The 24,767-nt window shown below is 53.0% G+C and carries 20 protein-coding genes; 12 read left to right on the forward strand and 8 right to left on the reverse strand.

Annotated features, from left to right (window positions below; all coding sequences use genetic code 11):
- Window positions 1-38: 38 nt before the first annotated feature.
- Genes EDD77_RS00760 through EDD77_RS00770 form a run of 3 tightly spaced genes read right to left on the reverse strand, consistent with a single transcriptional unit; the run spans window position 39 to window position 3,053 of the window.
- Entirely contained in the window at window positions 39-869 is an 831-nt protein-coding gene (locus EDD77_RS00760) for a carbohydrate ABC transporter permease (protein WP_058964165.1), read from the reverse strand.
- 3 nt (window positions 870-872) lie between these two features.
- Entirely contained in the window at window positions 873-1,757 is an 885-nt protein-coding gene (locus EDD77_RS00765) for a carbohydrate ABC transporter permease (protein ID WP_394326277.1), read from the reverse strand.
- Window positions 1,758-1,772: 15 nt separating this feature from the next.
- Window positions 1,773-3,053, reverse strand: a complete 1,281-nt coding sequence (locus tag EDD77_RS00770) for an ABC transporter substrate-binding protein (protein ID WP_082669585.1) — start codon at window positions 3,051-3,053, stop codon at window positions 1,773-1,775.
- A gap of 310 nt (window positions 3,054-3,363) precedes the next feature.
- Here EDD77_RS00770 and EDD77_RS00775 point away from each other — a divergent pair, with 310 nt between their 5' ends.
- Together EDD77_RS00775 and EDD77_RS00780 are read left to right on the forward strand one after the other, a co-directional pair.
- Window positions 3,364-4,236, forward strand: a complete 873-nt coding sequence (locus EDD77_RS00775) for an AraC family transcriptional regulator (RefSeq protein ID WP_058964166.1) — start codon at window positions 3,364-3,366, stop codon at window positions 4,234-4,236.
- 91 nt (window positions 4,237-4,327) lie between these two features.
- On the forward strand, window positions 4,328-6,880 hold the full coding sequence (locus EDD77_RS00780; RefSeq protein WP_058964167.1) for a hybrid sensor histidine kinase/response regulator: 2,553 nt from the start codon (window positions 4,328-4,330) through the stop codon (window positions 6,878-6,880).
- Between the two features lie 204 nt (window positions 6,881-7,084).
- Here EDD77_RS00780 and EDD77_RS00785 read toward each other — a convergent pair whose 3' ends face one another.
- A complete protein-coding gene (locus EDD77_RS00785; RefSeq protein ID WP_058964168.1) occupies window positions 7,085-8,014 on the reverse strand; it encodes a nucleotidyltransferase family protein in 930 nt (309 codons plus the stop codon).
- A gap of 345 nt (window positions 8,015-8,359) precedes the next feature.
- Window positions 8,360-8,584: a hypothetical protein gene (locus tag EDD77_RS00790; protein ID WP_132587275.1), complete on the reverse strand. Its 225-nt coding sequence runs from the start codon at window positions 8,582-8,584 to the stop codon at window positions 8,360-8,362.
- A gap of 155 nt (window positions 8,585-8,739) precedes the next feature.
- Between EDD77_RS00790 and EDD77_RS00795 the strand changes: the two genes are divergently transcribed.
- The 8 genes from EDD77_RS00795 (at window position 8,740) to EDD77_RS00830 (ending at window position 17,553) form a co-directional block, all read left to right on the forward strand.
- Window positions 8,740-10,101, forward strand: a complete 1,362-nt coding sequence (locus EDD77_RS00795; RefSeq protein ID WP_082669586.1) for a sugar transferase — start codon at window positions 8,740-8,742, stop codon at window positions 10,099-10,101.
- Window positions 10,098-11,066: a glycosyltransferase family 2 protein gene (locus tag EDD77_RS00800; protein WP_058964170.1), complete on the forward strand. Its 969-nt coding sequence runs from the start codon at window positions 10,098-10,100 to the stop codon at window positions 11,064-11,066. The genes EDD77_RS00795 and EDD77_RS00800 overlap by 4 nt, the downstream gene beginning before the upstream one ends.
- An 81-nt stretch (window positions 11,067-11,147) precedes the next feature.
- On the forward strand, window positions 11,148-11,549 hold the full coding sequence (locus tag EDD77_RS18645; RefSeq protein ID WP_278318107.1) for an acyltransferase: 402 nt from the start codon (window positions 11,148-11,150) through the stop codon (window positions 11,547-11,549).
- 53 nt (window positions 11,550-11,602) lie between these two features.
- Window positions 11,603-12,778 carry a hypothetical protein gene (locus EDD77_RS00810; RefSeq protein WP_132587276.1) on the forward strand — a complete coding sequence of 392 codons (1,176 nt, stop codon included), beginning with the start codon at window positions 11,603-11,605 and terminating at the stop codon, window positions 12,776-12,778.
- Window positions 12,735-13,697 carry a glycosyltransferase family 2 protein gene (locus EDD77_RS00815; protein ID WP_077138541.1) on the forward strand — a complete coding sequence of 321 codons (963 nt, stop codon included), beginning with the start codon at window positions 12,735-12,737 and terminating at the stop codon, window positions 13,695-13,697. Before EDD77_RS00810 ends, EDD77_RS00815 begins: the two co-directional genes overlap by 44 nt.
- 13 nt (window positions 13,698-13,710) lie before the next feature.
- Window positions 13,711-14,859: a glycosyltransferase family 4 protein gene (locus EDD77_RS00820; RefSeq protein ID WP_058964173.1), complete on the forward strand. Its 1,149-nt coding sequence runs from the start codon at window positions 13,711-13,713 to the stop codon at window positions 14,857-14,859.
- A 2-nt stretch (window positions 14,860-14,861) separates the two neighbouring features.
- On the forward strand, window positions 14,862-16,319 hold the full coding sequence (locus EDD77_RS00825) for a lipopolysaccharide biosynthesis protein (RefSeq protein ID WP_058964174.1): 1,458 nt from the start codon (window positions 14,862-14,864) through the stop codon (window positions 16,317-16,319).
- Window positions 16,312-17,553 (forward strand): nucleotide sugar dehydrogenase, encoded by a 1,242-nt coding sequence (locus tag EDD77_RS00830; RefSeq protein WP_058964175.1) that lies wholly within the window; start codon window positions 16,312-16,314, stop codon window positions 17,551-17,553. Before EDD77_RS00825 ends, EDD77_RS00830 begins: the two co-directional genes overlap by 8 nt.
- A gap of 78 nt (window positions 17,554-17,631) precedes the next feature.
- Here EDD77_RS00830 and argH read toward each other — a convergent pair whose 3' ends face one another.
- Both argH and EDD77_RS00840 read right to left on the reverse strand, forming a co-directional pair.
- Entirely contained in the window at window positions 17,632-19,011 is a 1,380-nt protein-coding gene (argH, locus tag EDD77_RS00835) for an argininosuccinate lyase (protein WP_058964176.1), read from the reverse strand.
- Window positions 19,012-19,442: 431 nt separating this feature from the next.
- A complete protein-coding gene (locus tag EDD77_RS00840) occupies window positions 19,443-20,423 on the reverse strand; it encodes a LacI family DNA-binding transcriptional regulator (RefSeq protein ID WP_058964178.1) in 981 nt (326 codons plus the stop codon).
- A gap of 153 nt (window positions 20,424-20,576) precedes the next feature.
- Between EDD77_RS00840 and EDD77_RS00845 the strand changes: the two genes are divergently transcribed.
- Both EDD77_RS00845 and EDD77_RS00850 read left to right on the forward strand, forming a co-directional pair.
- Window positions 20,577-21,542: a nucleoside/nucleotide kinase family protein gene (locus tag EDD77_RS00845; protein ID WP_341439604.1), complete on the forward strand. Its 966-nt coding sequence runs from the start codon at window positions 20,577-20,579 to the stop codon at window positions 21,540-21,542.
- Between the two features lie 33 nt (window positions 21,543-21,575).
- Window positions 21,576-23,282, forward strand: a complete 1,707-nt coding sequence (locus tag EDD77_RS00850; RefSeq protein WP_058964179.1) for an alpha-amylase family glycosyl hydrolase — start codon at window positions 21,576-21,578, stop codon at window positions 23,280-23,282.
- A 195-nt stretch (window positions 23,283-23,477) separates the two neighbouring features.
- Here the strand turns inward: EDD77_RS00850 and EDD77_RS00855 are convergent, their stop codons facing one another.
- On the reverse strand, window positions 23,478-24,764 hold the full coding sequence (locus tag EDD77_RS00855; RefSeq protein WP_207667960.1) for an L-cysteine desulfidase family protein: 1,287 nt from the start codon (window positions 24,762-24,764) through the stop codon (window positions 23,478-23,480).
- Between the last annotated feature and the right edge of the window lie 3 nt (window positions 24,765-24,767).

Here is a 24,767-nt window from a genome sequence, read left to right on the forward strand (position 1 = left end):
TGTGGTTCAACCGGCCGCCTGCCGTGATAAGGGGAAGTTTACTTACCGCCGGTCATGGCGATGCCCTGGATGAACTGCTTCTGGAAGATCAGATACAGGATCACCATGGGGATCATGGCCAGCAGGCTGCCGGCCATCAGAACCGGGAAGTTGGTGGTGTACTGGCCGTTCAGGGTGGACAGACCGGCAGACAGGGTCATCATGTTCAGGTCGATGTTGCAGATCAGCGGCCACATCAGGTCGGAGTAAGCGAACACCGCGGTGAAGATGGCCAGCGCGGCCATGCTGGAACCGGTGAGGGGGAACATGACGCGGGTGAAGGTCTGCCACTTGTTGCAGCCGTCCAGATAGGCGGCCTCGGCAATCTCGCCCGGAATGCCCAGATAGGTCTGGCGCAAAAAGAAGGTGCCGAAGGCGCTGACCAGGCCCGGGAACACCAGCGCGAAGATGGTGTTGGTCAGGCCCATGCGGGCCAGCATTAAGTACTGGGGAATGATGAAGATCTGGCTGGGCAGCATCATCTGCACCAGCACGATGGTGAACAGGGCCTTCTTAAAGGGGAAATCCAGCTTGGCGAAGGCGTAGCCGGCCATGGAGCTGAAGATCACCGCGCACAGCACGCGGAACACGATGAGCAGGGCGGTGTTCACATACAGGTTCACGAAGGGCAGGCTGGCCAGCGCGGTGACGTAGTTGTCCAGATTCCACTGGCTGGGCAGCAGCTGGGGCGGCACCGCCATGGACTCGGCCTGGGTCTTGAAGCTGGTGAGCAGCATCCAAATGAAGGGGAAGATCATAACCACGCTGCCCAGGATCAGTGCCACATAGGTGAGGGTCTTGTTCAGGGTATTGCTTGTTTGTGTGCGCATGATTTACACCTCGTAATTCACCCATTTTTTCTGGCCCGCGAACTGCAGAAGGGTAACGATGCCGATGAGCAGCACGGTCCAGATGACGATGGCGGACGCATAGCCCTTGTTGCCGGCCACAAAGCTCTCCCGGTAGAACAGGTACATCAGGCTCTGGGCGCTGGTGAGGGCGGGGTTGGACTGATCGACCATCATGTAGATCAGGTCATACACCTTCAAAGAGGACATCAGGCGCATGATGAGCACCACGAACAGGGTGGGCGAAACCATGGGCAGGGTGATGTGGAAGAACTGCTGCACCTTGGTGGCGCCGTCCAGAGAAGCGGCCTCGTACAGGCTGGCGGAGATGTTCTGAATGCCGGACAGCAGCAGAACCGCGTCGTAGCCGATGGCGCTCCAGATGGCCACGATGGCGCAGGTGATCAGCACGATGGCGGGGTTAGTCAGCCAGCGCACGTTGTGGCCCAGAATGCTGTTGATGATGCCGTATTCGGTGTTGAAGATCCACTTCCACACCATGGCAACGGCGGCGGGAGCCACCACCATGGGCAGGAAGAAGATGGCGCGGAAGGCGGTGCGGCCCTTGAGCTTTGCGTTCAGCAGAACCGCCACCAGCAGCGCCAGGAACACGCCCACGGGCACGGTGAGGATGCAGAAGTAGATGGAGTTCCAGGTGGCCTTCCAGAACTCGGTGCTCTGGAACATTTCGATGTAGTTATCCAGGCCGTTGAACTCGAAGGTGCCGAAGGCCTTGGACTTGGAGAAGCTCATGTAGATGGTCTCGATGAACGGCCAGATGTTCAGCACCAGCAGACCGATGATGGTGGGGGCCACCATCACCAGACCCCAGACAGCGCCGTCGCGGGACAGCTTGGAAGTTTTCTTCACGCGGAATGCCCTCCTTTATTCGTAGTATTCGGCGCTGGCCTCATCCACGATCTGCTGCATGGTTGCAAGACCGGTGGAGAGATCCAGCTCGCCGGAATAGATCTTGAGCAGAGTGTCGCTGACCTTGCTCTTCCACTCGGGGCGGGCGGCGTTGTTCACGCTCTGCACGCTGTAATCGAACATGTCGATGAAGCACTGCACGTTGATGGGGTACTCGTCGAACACGCCCACCCAGGTCTCTTCCAGACCCTCGTAGGCGGGAATGGCGGCGCCGCTCTCGCCCTGGATGCGCTGGCCTTCCTCGCTGCCGAAGAACTTCAGCACGTCCTTGACGATGTCCAGATGCTTGTTGTTTGCGCCGGTGGCGTAGCTCAGGCCGTTGGAGATGGTGGCCCGGCCGTCACCGCTCACCGGGTCGGGGCAGGCGGGCAGCACGGCCACGTCCCATTTGCCCACCATGTCGGGGTAGTTCTGCAGCTCGGTGAGGATGTTCCAGTTGCCCTCAAAGAACATGGCGCCCTTCTCGGAGAAGAAGGCCGCGCCGGGCGCGGTTTCCGCGAAGTAGTTCTGATCGGGGCACCAGTCGTAGCTCTGCAGGCCGATGTAGAACTCCATGCCCTTCTGGGTGGCCGGGTCGGTGAAGTTGGCGCGGGTGTTGTCCCCGGTGAGGATGCTGCCGCCTGCCTGGTACACGAAGTTCCAGTAGCCCAGCTGGTCGTCGCCGTAGGCCATGTAGCCGTATTTGCCGGTGGCGTCGTAGATGGCCTGAGAGGCGCTGACCAGGTCATCCCAGGTCCAGGTCTCGTCCGGGTAGGCAGCGCCTGCGGCATCGAACATTTCCTTATTATAAACAAGGCCCACCGTGTCCTTATCCTTGGGCACGCCGTAGAGCTTGCCGTCCGAGCCGCTGGCGTTGGCCAGAGAAATGTCGGAGAAGTGCTCGGTGTCCACAATGTCGGAGCAGTCTGCCAGCTTGCCGTTGTCGGCGTACTTCAGAATCTCGTTGGTGTGCATCCAGAAGATATCCGGCATCTTGTTGCTCATGGCGGCGGCTTCCAGCTTGGTCCAGTATTCGTTCCAGCTGGTCACCTGCACCTCGATCTTTACATTGGGATGCTGGGCGGTGTAGGCATCGCACATGGCCTGCATGCCGTCGCGCTGGGCCACGTCCCAGATCTGGAAGGTCAGGTTCACGGTGCCGTCCGAGCTTTCGCCGCAACCGGTCAGCCCGGTGGCCAGCCCCGCGGCCAGGCAGACGCTCAGTGCGGCGCATGCCAGTCTGCGCATCAAACTCATTGCTTGTTTCCTCCTGTTCCTGTGCGGCTGCCGCCCGTTTCCGCCGCCCGCCCGGCCGGGTGCGGGCAGCTGGAAAGCGCGGCTTTCGCTGTTGTGCTGAAAAATTGGGAGCCGTTTTGTACAATGTGCACTATATACAATTTGTTTCCCTTTTGGCTGTGTTTATTATACGATTTGACAGATGAAAGATAAATATCATTTTGCCGGTTTTTATCTCTCAATTTAGCTGATTCGGGCCATTTTACTTGAAGTCATCCAGCATTATGGTATATAATCAGAAAAACGGACAAAATGAGGGAGGAATGGCAATATGCCCACCGCATTCGGGCCGGATGCCGGCAACAAGCTGATTTTCCACGTGTTTCAGGACGAACGCTTTGTGGATCTGAACCTGTATCAGTACGGGTGGGAGCGCACCGAGCCGCTGCACTCCTACGGACCGCACCGGCGCAACCACTATCTGTTCCATTATATCATCGCCGGGCAGGGCAGGCTGTATGTGGGCGAGCATGTGTATCCGGTGGGGCCGGGGGAGGGGTTTCTGATTCTGCCGGGCCAGACCACCACCTACGCCTCGGACGAGGCCGACCCCTGGGAGTATACCTGGATCGAGTTCGACGGCCTGCGCGTGCGGGAAAGCCTGAGCCTGGCGGGCCTGGGCGCGGCAAAGCCCATCTACACCCCCGCCACCCGGGCCGGGGGCGAAAAGCTGCGGGAGTGCATGCTGCAGATCGTGCAGGACGGCGAGGCCAGCCCCATCCGGCAGATCGGCCGGGGCTTTCTGTTTCTGGACCAGCTGGTGGAATCCTCGGCGGCAAGGCAGCACCAGAGCCAGCGCCGCCTGCGGGACTTTTATATGAAGGAGGCGCTTTCCTTCATTGAGCAGAACTACCAGCGGGACGTGTCCGTGGAGGATATCGCCGCCTTCTGCGGGCTGAACCGGAGCTACTTCGGCAAGCTCTTCCGCGACACCATGGGCGAAAGCCCCCAGGCGTTTCTGCTCCACTACCGCATGGCCCAGGCGGCCCAGTTTTTGAAGGAGACCACCCAGCCGGTGAGCGCCATCAGCACCATGGTGGGCTACGCAAACCCCCTGCATTTTTCCCGGGCCTTCAAATCGGTGTACGGCATCTCGCCCCGGGCCTACCGGCAGACCCATTTTACCCACCCGGCGGGTGTGTGATGCGGGGCACTGGCGCAAAAAAGCCAACTGTGGTACACTGTAACATGGAAAAAGGCCGCCGGGCACCCGGCGGGAAAGAGGGGAACAACGCATGGAAAAGCAGCAGCGCCGGGCGCTGAACAGCATTGTGCTGAGCATCACCACACTGGTGGTGGTGGCGGCTCTTCTGCTGGTGGGCATCGGCCTTGTGCGGGATAAAATGATGCGCAACACCCAGCAGATGGGCATGTCGCTGGCGGAGAGCTACGCCCGCGAGCCCCAGAGCCGGCTGGACAGCTTCGCCCGGGTCTTTCAGATGGCCTGGCTGTATACCGGGCAGGGAATCACCGGCCAGATGGACTGGGACACCCTGCAGCACGGCATGGAGCAGTACCAGCAGAATGTGGACGAGGTGTTCGGCGGCCATGTGGCCGACCTGTACGCGGTGATCGGGGGGCAGATCGTGGCCGCCAACCCCTGGGCCGGCGACAGCAACTACGATTATACCAGCACCGACTGGTATCAGAACGCGATGGCCTCGCCCGGCGAGATCGTGTTCAGCGACGTATACGAGGATGCCATCACCGGCGACCAGATCTTCACCCTGTCCAAGGCCATGGAGACCGAGGGCGACGTGCTGGCCATGGATGTGTACATCAACCAGGGCGACGTGCTGGATCTGGAGATCGGCCTGCCCTCCACCTATCATTTTTATCTGTTCGATACCGACGGCGGGCTGCTCTACCGGCTGATCGACCGGCAGGCCACCGACCCGGTGTATGCCGAGCAGCTGATCAGCGGCGTGCGGGACGGCAGCCTCTTTGCCTACGACGCCCAGATCACCGACCCCCAGGGCGTGGCCCGGGGCGTGTACTATGCCGAGATGGACAACGGCTGGACCGTGGTGATGACCATCCCCACCCAGGAGGTGCTGATGGGCGAAAGAGATCCGCTGATCTATTCCCTGATCGGCGTGGCTCTCATTGCCTTTGTGACCCTGCTGTTCATGGTGGTGCGGGATATTCTGAACCTGCGCCGGCTGGCCGAGACCGAAAAGACCATCCGGGTGCTCAGCGATTCCTTCTTTGCCATCTACCGGGTGGATTTTGCGGCCGGCACCTACCGGGCCATCAAGACCTCGCCGGATCTGCGGGGTACCTTTGACGAGAGCGGCGACTACGAGCAGCTGCTGGCTCAGGTGAAAAAGCGGGTGCACCCGGAGGCTTATGCCGAGTTCGAGCAGGACTTCTCGCTCAAGAGCATTGCCCAGCGGGTGAAGGAAAACGTGGTGGACTACGGCGGCGACTACCAGCGCATGTTCGGCGGCAGCTACCACTGGGTGAACGTGCGCACCATCTACCAGAAGCACATCCTGCCCGGCGAGGTGATCCTCTGCTTCAAGGATGTGGACGTGGAAAAGCGCCAGCAGATGCAGCACATGATGATTCTGCAGGAGGCGCTGGACACCGCCAAAACCAGCGCCAGGGCCCGCAATACCTTCTTCAACACCATGTCCCACGACATGCGCACCCCCCTGAACGCGGTGATCGGTTACTCCGAGCTGATCCGCCGGGAGCCGGGCGACGCGGAAAAGGTCACCGGCTACATCAAAAAGGTGGAGTTTGCGGCCAAACAGCTGCTCATGCTCATCAACGACATTCTGGAGATGGCCAAGCTGGAGGCGGGCAAGAGCGCGCTGGACGTGAAGGAATTCGACCTGAACGAATACCTGACCGAGGTGTGCGAGATGTTCCGCGCTCAGGCCGAGCGCCAGAACAAGCGGTTTGAGCTGTCCATGCAGCTGAAGAATCCGGTGGTGAAGGGCGACTCCTTCAAGATCGGCCAGATCATGAACAACCTGCTCTCCAATGCGCTGAAATACAGCTGCGAGGGCGCCGAAATCAGGGTGGAGGTGCGCCAGTTCGACTACCAGAAGCACAGCAAGTATCAGATTGTGGTGGCGGATACCGGCATCGGCATGAGCAGCGAGTTTCTGGAGCATATCTTCGAGCCCTATTCCCGCGAGACCCACTTCACCCCCCGCGCCACCGAGGGCACCGGTCTGGGCATGCCCATTGTGAAAAGTCTGGTGCAGCAGATGAGCGGTGAAATCACGGTGGAAAGCGCCGTGGGCAAGGGCAGCCGGTTCACCGTGACCCTGCCGCTGGAGGTGGTGGAGCAGCACGCCGGCCCGGTGATCGGGGCGGCAGCCTCCGCCGCAGCCCCGGCGGCCAGCCCCGCCGCTTCGCTGGCGGGCCAGACCATTCTGGTGGCCGAGGACAACGAGCTGAACATGGAGATTGTCACCGAGCTGCTCACCATGAGCGGCGCCCAGGTGATCAGCGCGGCCAACGGCAAGCAGGCGGTGGAAAAGTTCCAGCGGTCGGCCCCCTATTCGGTGGATGCCATCCTGATGGATATGCAGATGCCGGTGATGGACGGCTGCGATGCCGCCCGGGCCATCCGCCGGCTGGATCGGCCGGACGCGGCCACCGTGCCCATTGTGGCGGTGACCGCCAACGCCTTTGCCGAGGATGTGGACCGCACCACCGCCGCGGGCATGAACGCCCATGTGTCCAAGCCCATCGACATGGACCGGCTGCTGAAGGCGCTGGCCCTGTGCTGGGCAGGCAGAACCCCGCCCGCAGCTTCGCCCGGCGAATGACCGGATACGCCAGCTGAAAAGAATAAAGCCCCGGGTTCCGACCGCACTGAAGCGGAGCCCCGGGGCTTTGCCCCACAAAATCCGGCCAGAGCGGAAAACGCAGAAAAAGGCGGCTGCCTTTCCCGAATTGGGAAGGCAGCCGCCTTCTGGTTTTGCCAGTCAAGCTGAATCGGTTTTGGCGAAAAACGCCGGAAGGTCAGCGGCTTACAGGTCGCTGAACAGATCCTCCTTGTAAACGCCCGCCTCGATCAGCGCACGGAAGCTGGCCACAACGAAGTCCTTGTCCTCCTTGTAGGTCACGCCGAACCACTTGTCGTCGGTTTTCAGTACCTTCACCGACACCGCGCTGCGCTTGAGCAGCTGGTCGATGTAGATGGGCAGCAGGTACTCGGCCTTCAGGATTTTGTCGTCCGGAGTGTTGGCGAAGAACTCCACAAAGCCCTTGTCCAGCAGATCCATAAAGGCGGGGGTCAGGCCCCACATGTTCATGGAAACCAGAGAGTCCGCGTCCACGGGCTTGCCCTCAACCTCGGCGCCGGTGGCGGTCTTTACGATATTGGAGGTCTCCTCCACGTCGGTCAGGTAGCCGGTCTCGTTCATGTGGCAGATGCCGCGGGTCACGCCGCCATTCTCAGAAAGGGTGTTCTTCAGCACGAAGCCCGCCATGCACAGCTCGCTGTCGCCGTGGTCCTGAATCAGGAAGTCGTGGATCTTCACGAAGGCTTCCTTGCCGTAGTAGTCGTCGGCGTTGATCACCACGAAGGGCTCGTTCAGAAGGCCCTTGCAGGCCAGAACCGCCTGGCCGGTGCCCCAGGGCTTGGTGCGGCCTTCGGGCAGGGATACGCCCTCAGGCAGGTTTTCCTTCTCCTGATAGGCGTAGGCAATCTCCACGCCCAGGCGGGCGCAGGTGGCGGCGATCCGGTCGCCAATGGCCTCGCGGAAGGCCTCGGCAATGTCGTGCCGGATGATAAAGACCACCTTGTTGAAGCCCGCTTCAATGGCGTCGTGAATGGAATAGTCCATGATGATTTCGCCGTGCAGGCCCACGGGCTCCAGCTGCTTGATTCCGCCGCCGAAACGGCTGCCGATGCCCGCTGCCATAATAACCAGGGCGGTCTGTTTGGATTGGCTCATGATGTTCTCCTTTTGCATTCCGTTTACTTATTTTAATAGGAAGATGCGTTGCCGGGTTATCTAGTTGAAATGGTACACAAGTTTGACACATTTGTCAATAAAATGCGCGATTTTTCCATGGAATGACCAAGGAAAATTTTCCAGTTTGAAGTGGGCGAAACGGGCCAAAAGCCGATGGAGCAAATCCGGTGGAATATCCTGCAAAAAAACATGGGGGTACAGGGATATGTCCATCCAGGGAAAAAGAGGAAAAGAAGGGGGATTTCCAGCAGAAAAATCAATATTATTCGCTTTTCACTCAGCTTTTTTACCAATTAGCCGAATCTGCACTTAATTCCACCGTTTTCATTGAAAAAAGATGCAAATTGCGTTATGATTAAAATACTGACATATAACCATCAGTACCTTCGCTTTCCTTTTACGGTAAAGCGAAAAGGACACGGCAATTTTCAGCGCAGCACCCGCAAAACAGGGGGAGAGGCAGCGGCTGTGTTTGCCAGGGCGAACTGCAGGCAAAACGGCAAACGCCGGCTCGGCGCCGCCCGGCAGACGCAAACGGAAAACCGCCAACGCAGAATCCCCCTGGGCAGCCCGGCCGCCCGGGGTATTTTGCGTTAAAAATGTTGATGAGTTATCGCGTATGGTTAAAATAATCAGCGGGAACAGATTGCGGGGAATAACAGCACCCCGCTCATGCTGAGCAATTATGGATATAAGGAGAGGGAATGATGAATCGTTTACGGCATAACACAATGTTGCGGGTGGTCAAGCTGCTGGATGCGGTTTTGCTCACCATTCCGTTCGGGGTGTGCTGGTATCTGGCGTATGCGGATAATCTGGCCGAGCCCTATTTTCAGAAGGGGAACTGGCTGGTGATCGCCCTGTTCTTTGGGCTGTATGTTACATACGGGCGCATCTACGAGGGGTTCCGCATCACGCTGAGCCGCATTTCCGAGATGCTCATGTCGCAGGCGCTGTCCGCCCTGATTGCGGACGGCATCATGTATCTGGTCACCTGGCTGCTGACCAAACATTTCCCGCCGGTGCTGCCCATGCTGGGCGTGTTCGCGGTGCAGGTGGCGCTGGCCGGGCTGTGGTGCACGCTGGCTCATCAGTGGTATTTCGGCCGGTATAAGGCCCAGAAAACCGCAGTAATTTACGACATGCGCGAGGGCATGGAGCAGCTGATTCAGGAGTACGGCCTGGAAAAGCGGTTCCATGTGACCGCCACCGCCGATGTGGACAGCGCTTTGAACGATAAGCTGCGCATTCTGGACGGCGTGGAGGTGGTGTTCCTGTGCGGCATCCATTCCCACGAGCGGAACATTATTCTGAAGCAGTGTGTGGCCCGGAACATCCGGGTGTATCTGATCCCCCGCGTCGGTGACGTGATCATGAGCGGCGCCGAGCGGATGCACATGTTCCACCTGCCCATGCTGCGGGTGGGCCGGTACGACCCCAACCCGGAGTATCTGTTCATCAAGCGGGCGTTCGATCTGTTTGTATCCGGCTTTGCGCTGGTGGTTCTGTCGCCCATTATGCTGGCGGTGGGCATCGCCATCAAGGCCACCGACGGCGGCCCGGCCTTCTATAAGCAGTGCCGCCTGACCCGGGACGGAAAGACGTTTAATGTATTAAAATTCCGAAGCATGCGAGTAGATGCAGAGAAGGACGGCGTGGCCCGGCTTTCCACCGGCGAGAACGACGACCGCATTACCCCGATTGGCAAATTCATTCGGAAATGCCGGTTGGATGAACTGCCGCAGCTGATCAATATTTTCAAGGGCGAAATGAGCCTGGTAGGCCCCCGCCCGGAGCGGCCGGAGATTGCGGCCCAGTACGAAGAGGAGCTGCCGGAGTTTGCGCTGCGCCTGCAGGCGAAAGCGGGCCTGACGGGTTACGCCCAGGTATACGGCAAATACAACACCACCCCCTACGACAAGCTGCAGATGGATCTGATGTACATTTCCAACCCCAGCTTTGTGGAGGATCTGAAGATCATGTTCGCCACGGTGCGCATCCTGTTCGAAGCGGAAAGCACCGAAGGCGTGGCTCAGGGCCAGACGACGGCGGAGGTTGCACGATGAAAAAAGTTACAGTTATAGTGCCCGTATATAATGCGGAAAAATATTTGGAAGAATGTTTGGATTCTCTTGTAAATCAAACACTACAAGATATTGAGATTATTGTGATTAACGATGGTTCAACAGATGGGTCTTGGAACTTAATCCAAAAATATCAGGAAAAAAATTCTGAAAAAGTTAAGGCTTTCACTCAAGATAATAGAGGGTTGTATAAAACTCGACAAGTTGGGTTGATTCATGCAACAGGAGAATATGTTGGCTGGGTAGATGCTGATGATTTTGTACGGAAAGATATGTTTGAGAAACTGTACAATGCGGCAAAAAATGGTGACAGCGAACTGGTCTATTGCGATTATTCATTTTATCCTAAAAAGATTAAAACGAAAGAAAAATGGTTTAGAGCGTATAAAGGCGAAAAAAATGTGACGTATGTAGAGCGAAATTCTCAGCCGTGGAACAAAATTGTGAAGCGTGAATTACTGGAAAAATTGGATATTGGGAGTATGTTCCCGACATGTTTTGATGAAGCGTATATCAAAGTGTTACTGGAAGCAAAAAAACCTATCTCGATTGAAGAAGAATTATATTTTTATAGAGTGGGGAATGTAACAATGAGTTCCTCATATAAGAATCCAGAACACTATATGAAGTTTGTAAAGGCATCTGAAAGTTTGAGAAATGAGTTTTCAGAATTATGCAGTGAAAATATGTACTGGAAAAGCTATTTTGAATACAGGGAGATTTACTACTTGTTACAAACAATGGTTGTATCCGCAAATGCAGGAAATAAACAGATGTTTTATGGAGCAAAAAAAATGCTTAATGAGAAATTTCCTCATTATCTCAAAAATGAACAGTTGATGCCTATTCTAAAGGAAAATTTTGGGATAACTAAAGCAGTTGTTATTTCGAGAATAATACCGGTGAACTATTTTGTGTCTCATATGGGATGTAAGATTGCATTTTAAGCGAAAGGAAGAAAAATGTTTTTTAGGAAAGTATTCCTCGTTATATTGATGTTAATGAATGGAGATAAAAGAGCAAGATTTTTGAAGCGAATAAACTATTTTGGAGCTCAAGGAGATGGATGCTATTTTCAACCGTATAATTTTGGCACAGAACCAGAATTAATATATTTTGGAAATAATGTTGTTTTGGATAGTCAAGTGATGTTTATTAATCATGATATTACAAGTACATTGTTTAATAAAATGGAAAATGTGAATAAATACAAAAAACGAACAGGAGCAATACATATTGGAAACAATGTGTTTATTGGGGCAAGAAGTATGATCCTATATGATGTGAAAATTGGTAATAACGTAATTGTAGGGGCAGGAAGTTTAGTAAATAGAGATATACCGGATGGATCAGTAGTGGCAGGGATTCCGGCTAGAGTGATTGGAAGATTTGATGAGTATAAGGAAAAGATATATTCAAAAGATTTCTAAAAGATTGAATGAATTATCTTGTTTGGAAGCTTAAGTAAAATTGGTGTTGAAAAATGAGTTTTCATAAACAAAATAAATTACTGTGGCTTACATCGGTATTTATTTGGTGTATGCAAATACATTTTTGGTTGGAATCTAGTGAAATATCAGATATTTTACTATTTGATATGCTTCGTACAGTGTGCTTTTATATTGCATTTATGTGTGTTGCAGTAAAGTGGATTGCAGATGCTCGTATAAATTTTTTTAGCTTGATAATAGTTGTTGTTTCAAGCGGAATTATGTTTTTGAGCTTAATAAATTCTCAGGGCATGACATTTGCGAAACTTATACTTTTTGGGTTAGCACTTAAAGGGATTGAATATCGCTGGGCTCTGAAGGTTTTTGTAAAAGCTAATACTTCGATAGCTGCTCTTATTATTGGCGCAGCGTTGCTAGGTTTGATTGAAAACCAAAAAGGATATGATGGGGAGACTGTTTATTATTTTTTGGGTTTTAAAAATCCAAATACAGCAGCGCTGATGTTGTTCACTATATTTATTGGATATATATGTATTAATTTCAAGAGAATTTCAGGATTGAAAATATTCAATTTGCTGATTGTTACGATTTTTATTTATAAAATTACTAATAGTCGTTCAGCGCTAATTGTAATGATTCTTTCGTGTGCGCTGTTGATGTTCGATAAGTATATTTATAAAGTGTCGAAACTATTTGGAAGCAAAGCATTTAGGGCAATAGTATACAGTATTTTTCCGTTGTTTAGTTTTTTGTCTTATACAGTTGCGCACTTGTATACAAAAAACGAACTTGTTAACAAGTTGAATGTAGTTTTTTCTTATCGATTTGCACTATGGCACTGGCATACTGAGCTTTTGTCAATTAAACCTTTTGGGGCACCATCAGCATATGAAGAGCTAGGAACAATGGATAATAGCTATTTGGTTATATTATATCAATATGGCTTTCTGATTTGGATGCTGTATTTCCTGATTTTTTTTGGTATTTATAAATTAGCAATTAAGAAAAATGATGTGGCTGTGTGTTTGATAGCAATTGCCTACGAAGTGTACTTTTTGACGGAAGGCTATCCGTTCTTTATTAATACAAATATAGTTTTGTTGTTTTTTTTGACAGAGTTTTGGAACATCAAATTAGTGGTAATTAAGAAGAGAAGGAAGAAAGATGCAGCAACAGTGTCAAATAAGCGTTGTTATTCCAGTATATAATGCGGAGAAGTATCTGAAAGAATGTGTGGACTCAGTTTTGAATCAAAGTATAGATGACTATGAAATTTTACTAATTAATGATGGATCAACTGATTACAGCGGAGATATATGTGATCAATATGGTCGATTATATAGTTGCATTAAAGTGATTCATCAAGAAAATCAGGGAGTGTCTTTCGCACGTAATGTGGGAATTAAAAAAGCAACAGGAAGATATATTGCTTTTGTTGACGCGGATGATACTCTCGATAAAGAGTACTTAGAAAAACTTGTCGCTGATATGAAACCAGAAGGGCTTGTTGCATGCCCAATCGATAACAAAAGAAAAGTTTGTAAATCAAAAATTTCCAAAGTACAAGCACAGATTTCCGCATTTAGCGAGAGTGGCATGAAAGGCTTTCCTGTTTGCAAGATCTTTGACCGAAAACTTTTAATAGAGCATGGAATCTTTTTTTGCAAGGATATTGCGATTTGTGAAGACCTATTATTTTTGGTTGAGTATTTAAGCATCTGTAATGGTCCGATTATTTGGAAAGAATATTGTGGATATAATTACAGGATGAATCCTACAAGTGCATTAAATGGACGGTTTGAAAAAAACTATTTTAAACCTAAACATTTAAGTGAGTATGAAGCTTTAAAGCGAACAAGGAAGTTTCTGTTAGAAGATCCACGTGTTTTGTCAGCATGGAAAGTTAGAAAAGTTAAAGCGGCTGTAACATGTTTGCGAACAATGATAGCGGTGAACCATGATAATGTAGACCTTTATAATGAATTGAGGAAGGAAGCAAAAGAAAATTGGGTTCTTTTTGTGATTCCTAATCCGTGTGCGATTACTTCAAGAGTTTCAGTTTTGTTGAGTGCAATTTCTCCAAGATTGGAATTTGAGGTGTGGAAGGTTTTGCGCAGATTTAATTGAGGAGTTATAGCATATGCAGAGCACATATAGAGTTTTAGTGGTCGCATCAAATTCTTCCATGAACAGTGGAGCAAGTCGGTCTTTAGTCACCTTTGTTTCTATTATTCAAAAACAAAGGAAAGACTTCTCTTTAGAAGTTTTAATCCCAATGCACGGTGATATTGAGGAATTTCTAAATCAAGAGAAAATAAAATATAAAGTGCTGTTATACAGCAATAAATTGTGGCGTAAGAGTATAGATTCGAAGTGTGGACTAATATCGAAATTACTTCGGGAAATAGTTGTTTTTGTTGCTGATTTAAAATTAAGTATACTTTTGAGAAGATTTGATTTGATTCACATTAATGCGTTAACTACAAATATGGGGGCGAAAGCAGCTTATAGAAATAGAAAGAAAGTGCTTTGGCATTTTCGTGAATTTATGGAAGAAGATTTGGGCGAAGAGTTTGTTTGTAAAAAAGAAGCATTACAATTGATTGATAAGGCTGACGCAAGAATTGCGATTTCTGAAAGTGTGGCAGAAAAGTATAGATTGCTTTTAAATAATGAAATTAAAGTAATTTACAATGGAATAGATCATAATCGATATTATTCAAAACGAGATATATTGCGGAATGAATTTGTACGTGTATTTTTACCAGGACGCATTACACCGCAGAAAGGTCAAATGCTTTTGTTAAAAGCTCTCAAGACTCTCAAGAGTCAGGGTAGAAGTGATATTTTTGCCACAATAATTGGGTCTGGGGATAAAGAATATATTGATCTATTAAGAGGATATGTAGAAGAAAATGAACTTCCGGTAAATATTATGGAGCCGAGCAATAATATAATTGAGCTATATCAAAAGCATGATGTTGTGTGCGTATGTTCATATTGTGAGGCATTTGGTCGTGTAACTGTGGAAGGTATGATGACTGGAAATGTAGTGCTAGGTTCAAATTCAGGTGCTACGGCAGAGTTGATTGAAAATGAAGAAACGGGCTTTTTGTATGAACGGGATAATATATTGTCTTTGACTCAAAAACTGGAATATATCGCAACACATAGAGATATAGCTCGAAAAATTGCACTTAAAGGTCAACAGAAGGCAGTTGAAAATCTTACAGCAGAAAAGAATGCGGAACAAATATATAAACTCTATCAAAGTATTTTAGGGGTTTAGGAATGAGTTCAATTTCATTAAAAAAAGCAACAATTTTAAATGTATCGTCAAAATATGCAACAGTAATAATTAACATTTTAGTTACGGCAATTCTGTCAAGAATTTTGACACCTAATGACTATGGAATAGTTGCTGTTATTACAGTGTTTACCAATTTGTTTTCTATTCTGTCTGAAATGGGAATTGGACCAGCAATTATACAGAACAAATCATTAACAAAATCGGAAATCGATGATATATTTTCATTTACAGCAATGGCAGGAATTGTATTAGCAGGCGGATTTGCACTGCTATCAATTCCCATAGCGATCTTTTTTGATAATAATGTTTACTATCCCATTGTAATGATTTTGTCTGTTTCTGTTTACTTTAATACTATTAATATGGTGCCTAATGCATTATTATATCGGAAGCAGAGATTCATGGCGATTGCAGTACGAACTGTAAGCATATGTGTTGCTACTTCAATAATTGCTATTGTTTTAGCTTTTATGGGAGCAAAATATTACACTTTAGTGATTCAGTCAACACTGTCATCTCTGTTTCTGTTTATATGGAATGTATGGGGTTCAAATCTGCACTTGAAGCTTAGAGTTGATTTCCAAAGTGTAAAGAAGATTCGAGGATACAGTACATATCAGTTCCTGTTTAGTATTACTAATTATTTTTCCCGCAATATAGATAATATCTCTATTGGTAAGTTCTTAGGGAATGAATGCCTAGCGTATTACGATAAGAGCTATAAGCTTATGATGTATCCGCTTAGTAATCTGACCTTTGTGATTAATCCGGTGTTACATCCTATCCTATCTGTTCATCAGGATGATTTAAATTATATATACAGGAAGTATGTTGACGTTATTAAAATGTTTTCTGCACTGGGAGCTTTGATACAGCCAATTTGCTTTGTTTGTGCACAAGAAATAATTTTAATTTTATATGGATCTCAATGGGAATTGGCTGTTCCGAGCTTTATGATTTTGAGTTGTTCAATCTGGGCTCAAATTATTGCATCTAGTGCTGGAGCAATATATCAGTCGATTAATAAAACTAAACTAATGTTTCAAAGTTCAATAGTTCATGTCTGTGTAACACTGATTTTGATCTTTGCTTGTTTGTTCAAATTTAAAACCATTGAAGGGGTATCGATAGCAGTCGCGTTTGCATACATTTTGAAGTTCTTTATTGAATATTATTTCTTGATAAACAAGGGGTTTGGAAAATCATTTCTTGCTTTTTTAAGTGGGTTGATTCCAAACTTTGTGTCAATAATTTTTACAACTTTGCTTGGTGTGTTTCTTTGTAAGACCTTAAGTTCAGTGGTTATGTTAGAGTCTGCTTTTGTAGGAGTTTTATTAAAGTCGGCCATTATTGCAGTGGTTTGGCTGATTTCCATAATCATTACTGGAGAAATCAGAATTCTTTTGGAAATTTTAGGAGTTGTGAAGAAAAATGGCTAAAATTGCAGTAGCTGGAACTGGTTATGTTGGCCTGTCCATTGCGGTATTGTTGGCTCAGCATCATACTGTCACCGCAGTGGATATCATCCCGGAAAAAGTAGAGTTGATCAACAGCCGGAAATCGCCCATTCAGGATGAGTACATTGAAAAATACCTGGCAGAAAAGCAGCTGGATCTGACAGCCACATTGGATGCAAAATCGGCGTATAGCGACGCAGATTTTGTGGTGATTGCGGCACCCACTAATTACGACAGCAAGAAGAACTATTTCGATACTTCCGCGGTGGAGAATGTGATCCAGCTAGTGATGGAGTATAACCCCAACGCCATTATGGTGATCAAATCCACCATTCCTGTGGGTTACACCGAGTCTATTCGAAAGAAGACTGGCAGCACAAATATCCTGTTCAGCCCTGAATTTCTGCGCGAGAGCAAGGCTCTCTACGATAACCTTTATCCCAGCCGCATTATTGTAGGTACGGATTTGAATGACGATCGCTTGGTGCAGGCAGCGCACACTTTTGCTGGTTTGCTGCAGGAAGGTGCGCTGAAAGAGGATATTGAGACCTTGTTCATGGGCTTTACTGAAGCGGAAGCGGTCAAGCTGTTTGCTAACACTTACTTGGCTCTGCGTGTCAGCTATTTTAATGAGCTGGATACATATGCAGAAATGAAGGGGTTGGATACCAGGCAGATCATCAATGGGGTGTGTCTTGATCCTCGTATCGGCAGTCACTACAATAACCCCAGTTTTGGCTATGGCGGTTATTGCCTGCCGAAGGATACCAAACAGCTGTTGGCCAATTATCAAGATGTTCCTCAGAATATGATGAGTGCCATTGTAGAATCTAACCGTACCCGAAAAGATTTTATTGCAGATCAGGTGTTGCATTTAGCGGGCTATTATGATTACTATAACAATGGTGAGTATAACAAAAGCCAGGAAAAAGAATGTATTATCGGCGTGTATCGCCTGACTATGAAATCCAATTCCGATAATTTCCGTCAGAGCTCTATTCAGGGTGTGATGAAACGTATTAAGGCAAAGGGTGCTACCGTGGTCATCTACGAACCTACCTTGAAAGATGGTGAAACCTTCTTTGGTAGCCGAGTGGTGAATGATCTGGAAACATTCAAATCACAAGCCCAAGCAATTATTGCCAATCGCTATGATAGTTGCCTGGATGATGTGAAGGATAAGGTTTATACTCGCGACATTTTTCGCAGAGACTAATCAGAAATTAATGTATAACCAAAAGAGGAGCACCCACTCAGGGTGCTCCTCTTTTTCTCCATCAAACCTCTATCAAACTCACATCTTCGCCAAAAACGCTTCCAGCTGCTGCAGCTGGGCGGTCACCGAGGCCGGGCCGGTGCCGCCTTCGCTGGTGCGCCGGGCCACGCAGGCCGCAAGATCGATGGCTTCGTATACGTCCTCATCAAACAGCTCGCTCAGCGCCTTGTATTCCGTCAGCGTCACATCCTCCAGCACCTTGCCCTCGGCGATGCATTTCGCCACCAGCTGGCCCGTCAGCTTGTAGGCGCTGCGGAACGGCATGCCCTTGCAGGTCAGGTAATCCGCCAGATCGGTGGCGTTGATGAACCCCTTCTGCGCTGCCGCGTACATGTTCGCCTTCAGCGGCTTCATGGTGCGCACCATGGGCGCGAACACCCCAAGGCACTGGCTCACCGTGTCGATGGCGTCGAAGATGGATTCCTTATCCTCCTGCATGTCCTTGTTATATGCCAGCGGCAGGCCCTTCAGCATGGTCAGGGTACCCATCAGATCGCCGTACACCCGGCCGGTCTTGCCCCGCACCAGCTCTGCCATGTCCGGGTTTTTCTTCTGGGGCATGATGCTGGATCCGGTGGTGAAGCCGTCGTCCAGCTCCACGAACTTGAACTCCCAGCTGGACCAGAGGATGATCTCCTCCGAAAAGCGGGAAAGATGCATCATCACAAGGGCCAGCGCGCTCAGAATCTCCACGCAGAAGTCCCGGTCGGATACGCCGTCCATGCTGTTGGCGCACACGCCGTCGAAGCCCAGCGCCGCGGCGGTCATGGCCCGGTCGGTGTGGTAGGTGGTGCCCGCCAGCGCGCAGCAGCCAAGGGGGCTGTAATTCATGCGGGCCACCGCGTCCTGCAAACGGGTCACGTCCCGCTGCAGCATGGCCGCCCATGCCAGCAGATGGTGCGCAAAGCACACCGGCTGCGCCCGCTGCAGATGGGTGTAGCCGGGCAGGATGGCGTCCTGATTGGCCCTGGCCTGCTCATAGATGGCCTCCAGCAGCTCCTTCAGCTGGCCCTGCAGCGAAGCGCAGGCGTCCCGCAGATAGAGCCGCAGGTCGGTGGCCACCTGATCGTTCCGGCTGCGGGCGGTGTGCAGCCGCTTGCCCGCGTCACCGATGCGCTTGGTCAGCTCCGCCTCCACGAACATGTGAATGTCCTCGGCGGTGGGGTCGATGACAAGCGCGCCGCTGTCCAGATCCGCCAGAATGCCCTCCAGCCCGGTGGTGATGGCGTCCAGGTCGGCTTTGCTCAAAATGCCCCGTGCCGCCAGCATGGCCGCGTGGGCCAGCGAGCCGGTGATGTCCTGCCGGTACATGCGGCAGTCGATGTGAATGGACGAGTTGAAATCGTCCGCGATTTTACTGGTGGCGGCCTGCGCCCGCCCTGCCCAAAGTTTTTCCATATCCCGTTGGCCCGGCCAGCGCCGGGCGCTCCCCCTTTTCTCACGGCCTCCTTGTAACATGCCGTTTTGTGATTATATGCATGATATTAGCATAAATATTCTAAAAATGCAAGAACTATGCCAAAATAAAGAATGAAAATTCGCTAAACGAAAAGGGCGGATCCCGCAGAGAAAGGCAGACGCGGCGTGCGCAAAACTGCAACCGGCGGCAAAGCGGCAAGGGCGTGGGTCACCGGGAGGGAAAAGGCAGAGCAGACCAGGCCCGGGCTGGCGGACGGAACGGCAAAGGGAAAACGCGATGAAAAAACAATGCCCCCGCTTTTGGTAAAAATCCACAAAAGCGGGGGCATATTTTGTATGCGGGGCAAAATGTCAAACGATTGACATTTTGCCCCGCATCTTTTATGATGGGGGAGGAAGAAGCGAACGGCTCAGCTGCTCTGGCGATGGATCAGCCGCACCGGGAACACCTTTGCTTCCGGTTCCCCGGCGCTTTCGCCGGCCACGATCCGCTCCACCGCCCAGCGGCAGATGTCCTCCACCGGCTGGTGGATGGTGGTCAGGGGCGGGGTGGTCAGGCAGGCAAGATCGGTGTCGTCGTAGCCCACCACCTTCATCCGGCAGGGCACCTCGATGCCCTGCTGGCTGCAATATTGCAGCACCTGAGCGGCAATGATATCGTTGGACGAGAACACCCCGTCCACTTCCGGGTGCTCCTGAAACAGCTGGTGGATCAGCGGCTCGTAGCGCATGGCAATGAAGTCCCGCTCGCTGGCGTCCACCATCACCGGGGGTTCGGCCCCCCGCTCGCGGCACACGTCGCAGAAGCCCACCCAGCGCTTGTTGGCGTCCATTTCGATGCCCGCGCTGCCGCTGATGTAGGCCAGATGACGGCAGCCGCCGTCCAGCAGATGCTCCGCCGCCAGCCGTCCGCCGGCATAGTTGTCGGCGCAGGCACTGGGCACCGAATCCGCCAGCGTGCGGTCGATGGTGACCAGCGGCAGGTTGCTCAGGTTCACATGCTCCGGCAGGTTCTGGGTATGGCTGGCCAGAATGACCCCCGCCACCTTGTTGCTTTTCAGCATGTGGAAATATTCCACTTCCTTGTTCACGTCCAGGTCGGACACGCACAAAAGCAGCTTGTAGCCGCTGGCGCACACATACCGCTCCACGCAGTCGATCACCGCGCCGAAGAAAAAGTTCTTCGCCGAGGGCACGATCAGGCCGATAAAGCTGCTTTTCTGCCTGATCAGCGACTGGGCCAGCTCGTTGGGGTGATAGTCCAGCTCTTCCATGGCCGCCAGAATCTTGGCGCGGGTCTTTTCGCTCACGTTGACCCGGTTGTTCAGCATCCGGGAAATGGTGGTCACCGTCACGCCGGAAAGGCGCGCCACATCTTTTAAAGTTGCCATAGGACCGTTGCTCCTCTCGCCGCAATTGATTCCCCTTATTATCCCACAGCGGCAGTGGTCAAGTCAAACGGCCTTTGCATAAAAACGTTTATCCGTTGCATAAAAACGTTTATCCGTCACTTTGTCATAAACCCAAAAAGGAGAAATCACATCATGAACAATACTCTGCTGAATACCCTGAAGGCCGCCCGCGAGGGTCTGGCCGAGCGTCTGGATTCCATGACCCTGCCCGCCGAGATTCCCCACGGCGACATGCCCGGCGATAAGGTGCTCATCACCGAGAGCCATGTGGCCAAGGCAAAGACCATCCTGCCCGCTCTGGTGGACAAGATGATCGCCGCGCTGGAAAATAAACCCCTGCAGCGCTGCGTGCTCAGCGTGTGCGGCGGCTCCGGCGTGGGCAAGAGCGAGACCGCGTCCCTGCTGGGCTGGTATCTGGGCCAGCTGGGCGCCAAGAGCTACATCCTCTCCGGCGACAACTACCCCCACCGCATTCCCGAGTACAACGACGCCGAGCGTCTGCGGGTGTTCCGGGACACCGGCCTGAAGGGTCTGGTGGCCGCCGGTCTGCACACCGCCCAGGTGAGCGAGCAGCTGCACCAGCTGATGGAGGAGGACAAGGACGCCGACCCCGCCCTGTGCGCCGAGTACGGCTGGCTGAGCGCCTATCAGGCGGCGGGCCGCCGTGGCCTGAAGGGTTATCTGGGCACCCCCAACGAGATCGACTTCGACCGGGTGAACAGCATCATCGCCCAGTTCCAGGCGGGCGCGGAGCAGATTTCCCTGAAGCGGATGGGCCGCCGCCCCAGCGAGCTGTGGGCCGAGACCGTGGACTTCTCCGAAACCAGCGTGCTGATCATCGAGTGGACCCACAGCAACAACGACCATCTGGCCGGTGTGGATCTGCCGGTGCTGCTGAACAGCACCCCCGCCGAGACCATGGCCCACCGCCGCGAGCGCAACCGGGACGGCAAGGTGGACAGCCCCTTCACCACCATGGTGCTGGAGATCGAGCAGGGCCTGCTGGCCTCTCAGGCCCACAAGGCGGCTGTGATTCTGTCCAAGAGCGGCGAGCTGCTCAGCTACGCCGAGTATCAGGCCCTGATGGCCAACGCCTGAGCGGCGCGAGAAAAGAGAAAGGGGAACCGAGCAATGGAAAACAAAACCGCACTTTCCGCCGGCGTAATGCTGAACGCCTATCCGGACAGCATGGGCGGCACGCTGGCCGACATCGTGGCCCTGCTGGGCCGGGGCGAGATGAAGGGCGCCTTCGACGCCTTCTACATCCTGCCCAGCATCTTCAACACCGATCTGGACCGGGGCTTCTCGGTGATCGACTACAACCTGAACGAGTGCTACGCCGGTCAGGCCGATCTGGACGCGCTGCGCAAATTGGGCATTGACCTGAAATTCGACCTGATCCTGAACCACGCCTCGGTGCTGTCGCCCCAGTTTCAGGATCTGCTGAAAAACGGCGAGAACTCCCGCTACAAGGACTTCTTCATCAACTGGAACAGGTTCTGGGCCGGCCACGGCAAGATGACCGAAGAGGGCTACATCCAGCCGGACGAGGAAAAAATCAAGGATATGTTCTTCCGCAAGCCCGGCCTGCCCATCCTGATGGTGCGCATGCCGGACGGCAGCGAGGTGCCCTACTGGAACACCTTCTATCAGGAGGTGCGCTACCGCAAGGTGGACGCCAGCGAGCTGGTGGAAAGCCTGGGCATCCAGTATCAGGCGGCCAGCCGCATTGCCGAGCTGGTGAACGCCGCGCTGGAGCGGGGCGAAAAGCCCGCCGCCATGAACTTCGGTGAGTTCGAGGCCCACAAGGCCGCTGTGGTGGATCATCTGGAAAGCCGCCGCAGCTATCTGGGCCAGATGGACCTGAACGTGGCCTCCCCGCTGGTGTGGGAGTTCTACGACGAGACCCTGCACAAGCTGGCGGACTACGGCGCCAAGATCATCCGTCTGGATGCTTTTGCCTACGCCCCCAAGACCCCCGGCGCCAAGAACTTTTTGAACGAGCCGGACACCTGGCAGATGCTGCAGAAAGTGGGCGGCATTGCCGGGAAATACGGCCTGAGCATCCTGCCCGAAATCCACGCCAGCTACGGGGAAAAGACCCACGAGAAGCTGTGCGAGGCGGGCTGCATGACCTACGACTTCTTCCTGCCCGGCCTGATTCTGGATGCCTTCGAGCACAAGAATTTTGAATATCTGGTGCGCTGGATCGACGACATTCAGCAAAAGGGCATACGCGTGGTGAACATGCTGGGCTGCCACGACGGCATCCCCCTGCTGGATCTGAAGGGCCTGCTGCCCGAGGAGCGCATTCAGGCCATGGTGGAGACCCTGAAGGGCCGGGGCGGTCTGGTAAAGGATCTGCACGGCGCGAAGAACATGTATTATCAGGTGAACTGCACCTATTACAGCGCCCTGGGCGCCAGCGACCGGAAGATGCTGATGGCCCGGGCCCTGCAGCTGTTCATGCCAGGCAAGCCCCAGGTGTGGTATCTGGATCTGTTCGCGGGCGAAAACGATCTGGAGGCGGTGCGCCGCGGCGGCGGTGCGGGCCACAAGGAGATCAACCGCACCAACCTGAGTCTGGAGCAGGCGGTGGAAAAGCTGGAGCAGCCGGTGGTGCGCCGCCAGCTGGAGCTGCTGCGCCTGCGCAACAGCTGCCCCGCCTTCGGCTGGGACGCCAGGCTCACCGTGGAGAATCCCGTTCCCGCCCAGCTGACCCTGCGCTGGGAAAAGGAGGGCCACACCGCCGCCCTGACCATGGATCTTGCCGCCGATCGCTTTGCCATTGAGGTGGGCGAGAACGGCAAGAGCGAAGTGGTGTTCCGGGAGGGCTGAGCCCTGCCGCACAAATTCCTGCTTTTTTCTCACCTTATCGTGCAATCATAAAAGGCCGGGGGCCGCGTGGAAATTGCCACGCGGCCCCCGCCTTTTTATAAGGAAATACCGCGCAATTCCCGGCGGATGCCGGAGCTGCGCGGTATTCCTTAAAGAGAGAAGAGGAAAAAGATGGTTTTTACAAAGGGGGATCCATCAGCAGCCGGAGCCCTGATCGATCATGATGCGCAGAATCTCGCTGTCGGTCTCGCGCATGCCGTCGGCGGCCATGCGGCCGATGCTGGCGATGGTCTTTTCCACGTTTTCCTTCACCAGACCTTCGCCTGCGCCGAAGGTGTTGCCGTCCAGCGACATCTCATGGGCAAGGATGGCCGCATCCACCGAGGTGGCGATCTTGGCGGCGCAGCTGCCCTTGGCGCCGTCGCACACGATGCCGGAGGCGTTGGCCAGCGTGTTGGTGATGGTGCGGCTGATGGCGTCGTAGTCGCCGCCGTGCAGGTAGGTGATGCCCGCGCCGCTGCCGCAGGCCGCGCACACCGCGCCGCAGAAGGCGCTCAGCCGGCCGATGCCCCGCTTCTGCAGCAGGGCGGTCAGGTTGCTCAGCACCAGCGCCCGGTACAGGGTTTCCTCGGTGGCAGCCAGATACTTGGCGTACACGATGATGGGCACCGAGCAGGTGATGCCCTGATTGCCGCTGCCGGAGTTGATGACCACCGGCAGCACGCAGCCGCCCATGCGGGCGTCGCTGCCCGCGGCGGCCAGCGCCCGGGCCCGCACCCGCACGTCGCCGCCGTAATGGCGCATCAGGGTCGCGCCCACCCGGCCGCCGTAGGCGTGGGTCATGCCCTCCTGGGCAATGCGGGTATTGTATTCGATCTGCCGCTTGATGACGGGGCGCACGTCCTCCAGATCAACGGTGTTGGCAAATTCCAGAATATTCGCCAGATTCAGGGCTTCCAGATCGGTGTCGTCCTCGTCGGCAACCTCTTCCACTTCCTTGTAGAACAGGCGCTCGCCGTCCCGCTCGATGCGCACCACGTTGGTGTGTTCATCCCGGATCTCGGCCAGAGCGGTGTGATTGTCACCGGTGATCTCCACAATGATGTGCAGGCGGGAGGGGGTGTCCAGCAGCTCCACGGTGCAGACGCCCTGGGCCAGCATCTGGCGGGTGGCCTCCAGATCGGCGGGGCCAACCTTGCTCAGCACCTCCAGCCCCAGCGCGGGGCAGCCTGCCAGCGCGCCCAGCACGGCGCTGGTGTCGATGCCGCGCATGTTGCCGGTGGTGGGCACGATCACGCCCTTGGCATTCTTGATGATGTTGCCGCTGCACTTCACCAGCAGGCGGCGGGGCTCCTCGCCCAGCGCCTCCCGGGCCTTGGCGGCCGCCAGCGCAATGGCAATGGGCTCGGTGCAGCCCAGCGCGGGTACCAGCTCGCGGGTGAGGATTCGAACATAGGTATCGTAAACAGTACGGTCCAGCATTTT

Source organism: Allofournierella massiliensis (assembly GCF_004345265.1).
Lineage (GTDB): Bacteria > Bacillota > Clostridia > Oscillospirales > Ruminococcaceae > Allofournierella > Allofournierella massiliensis.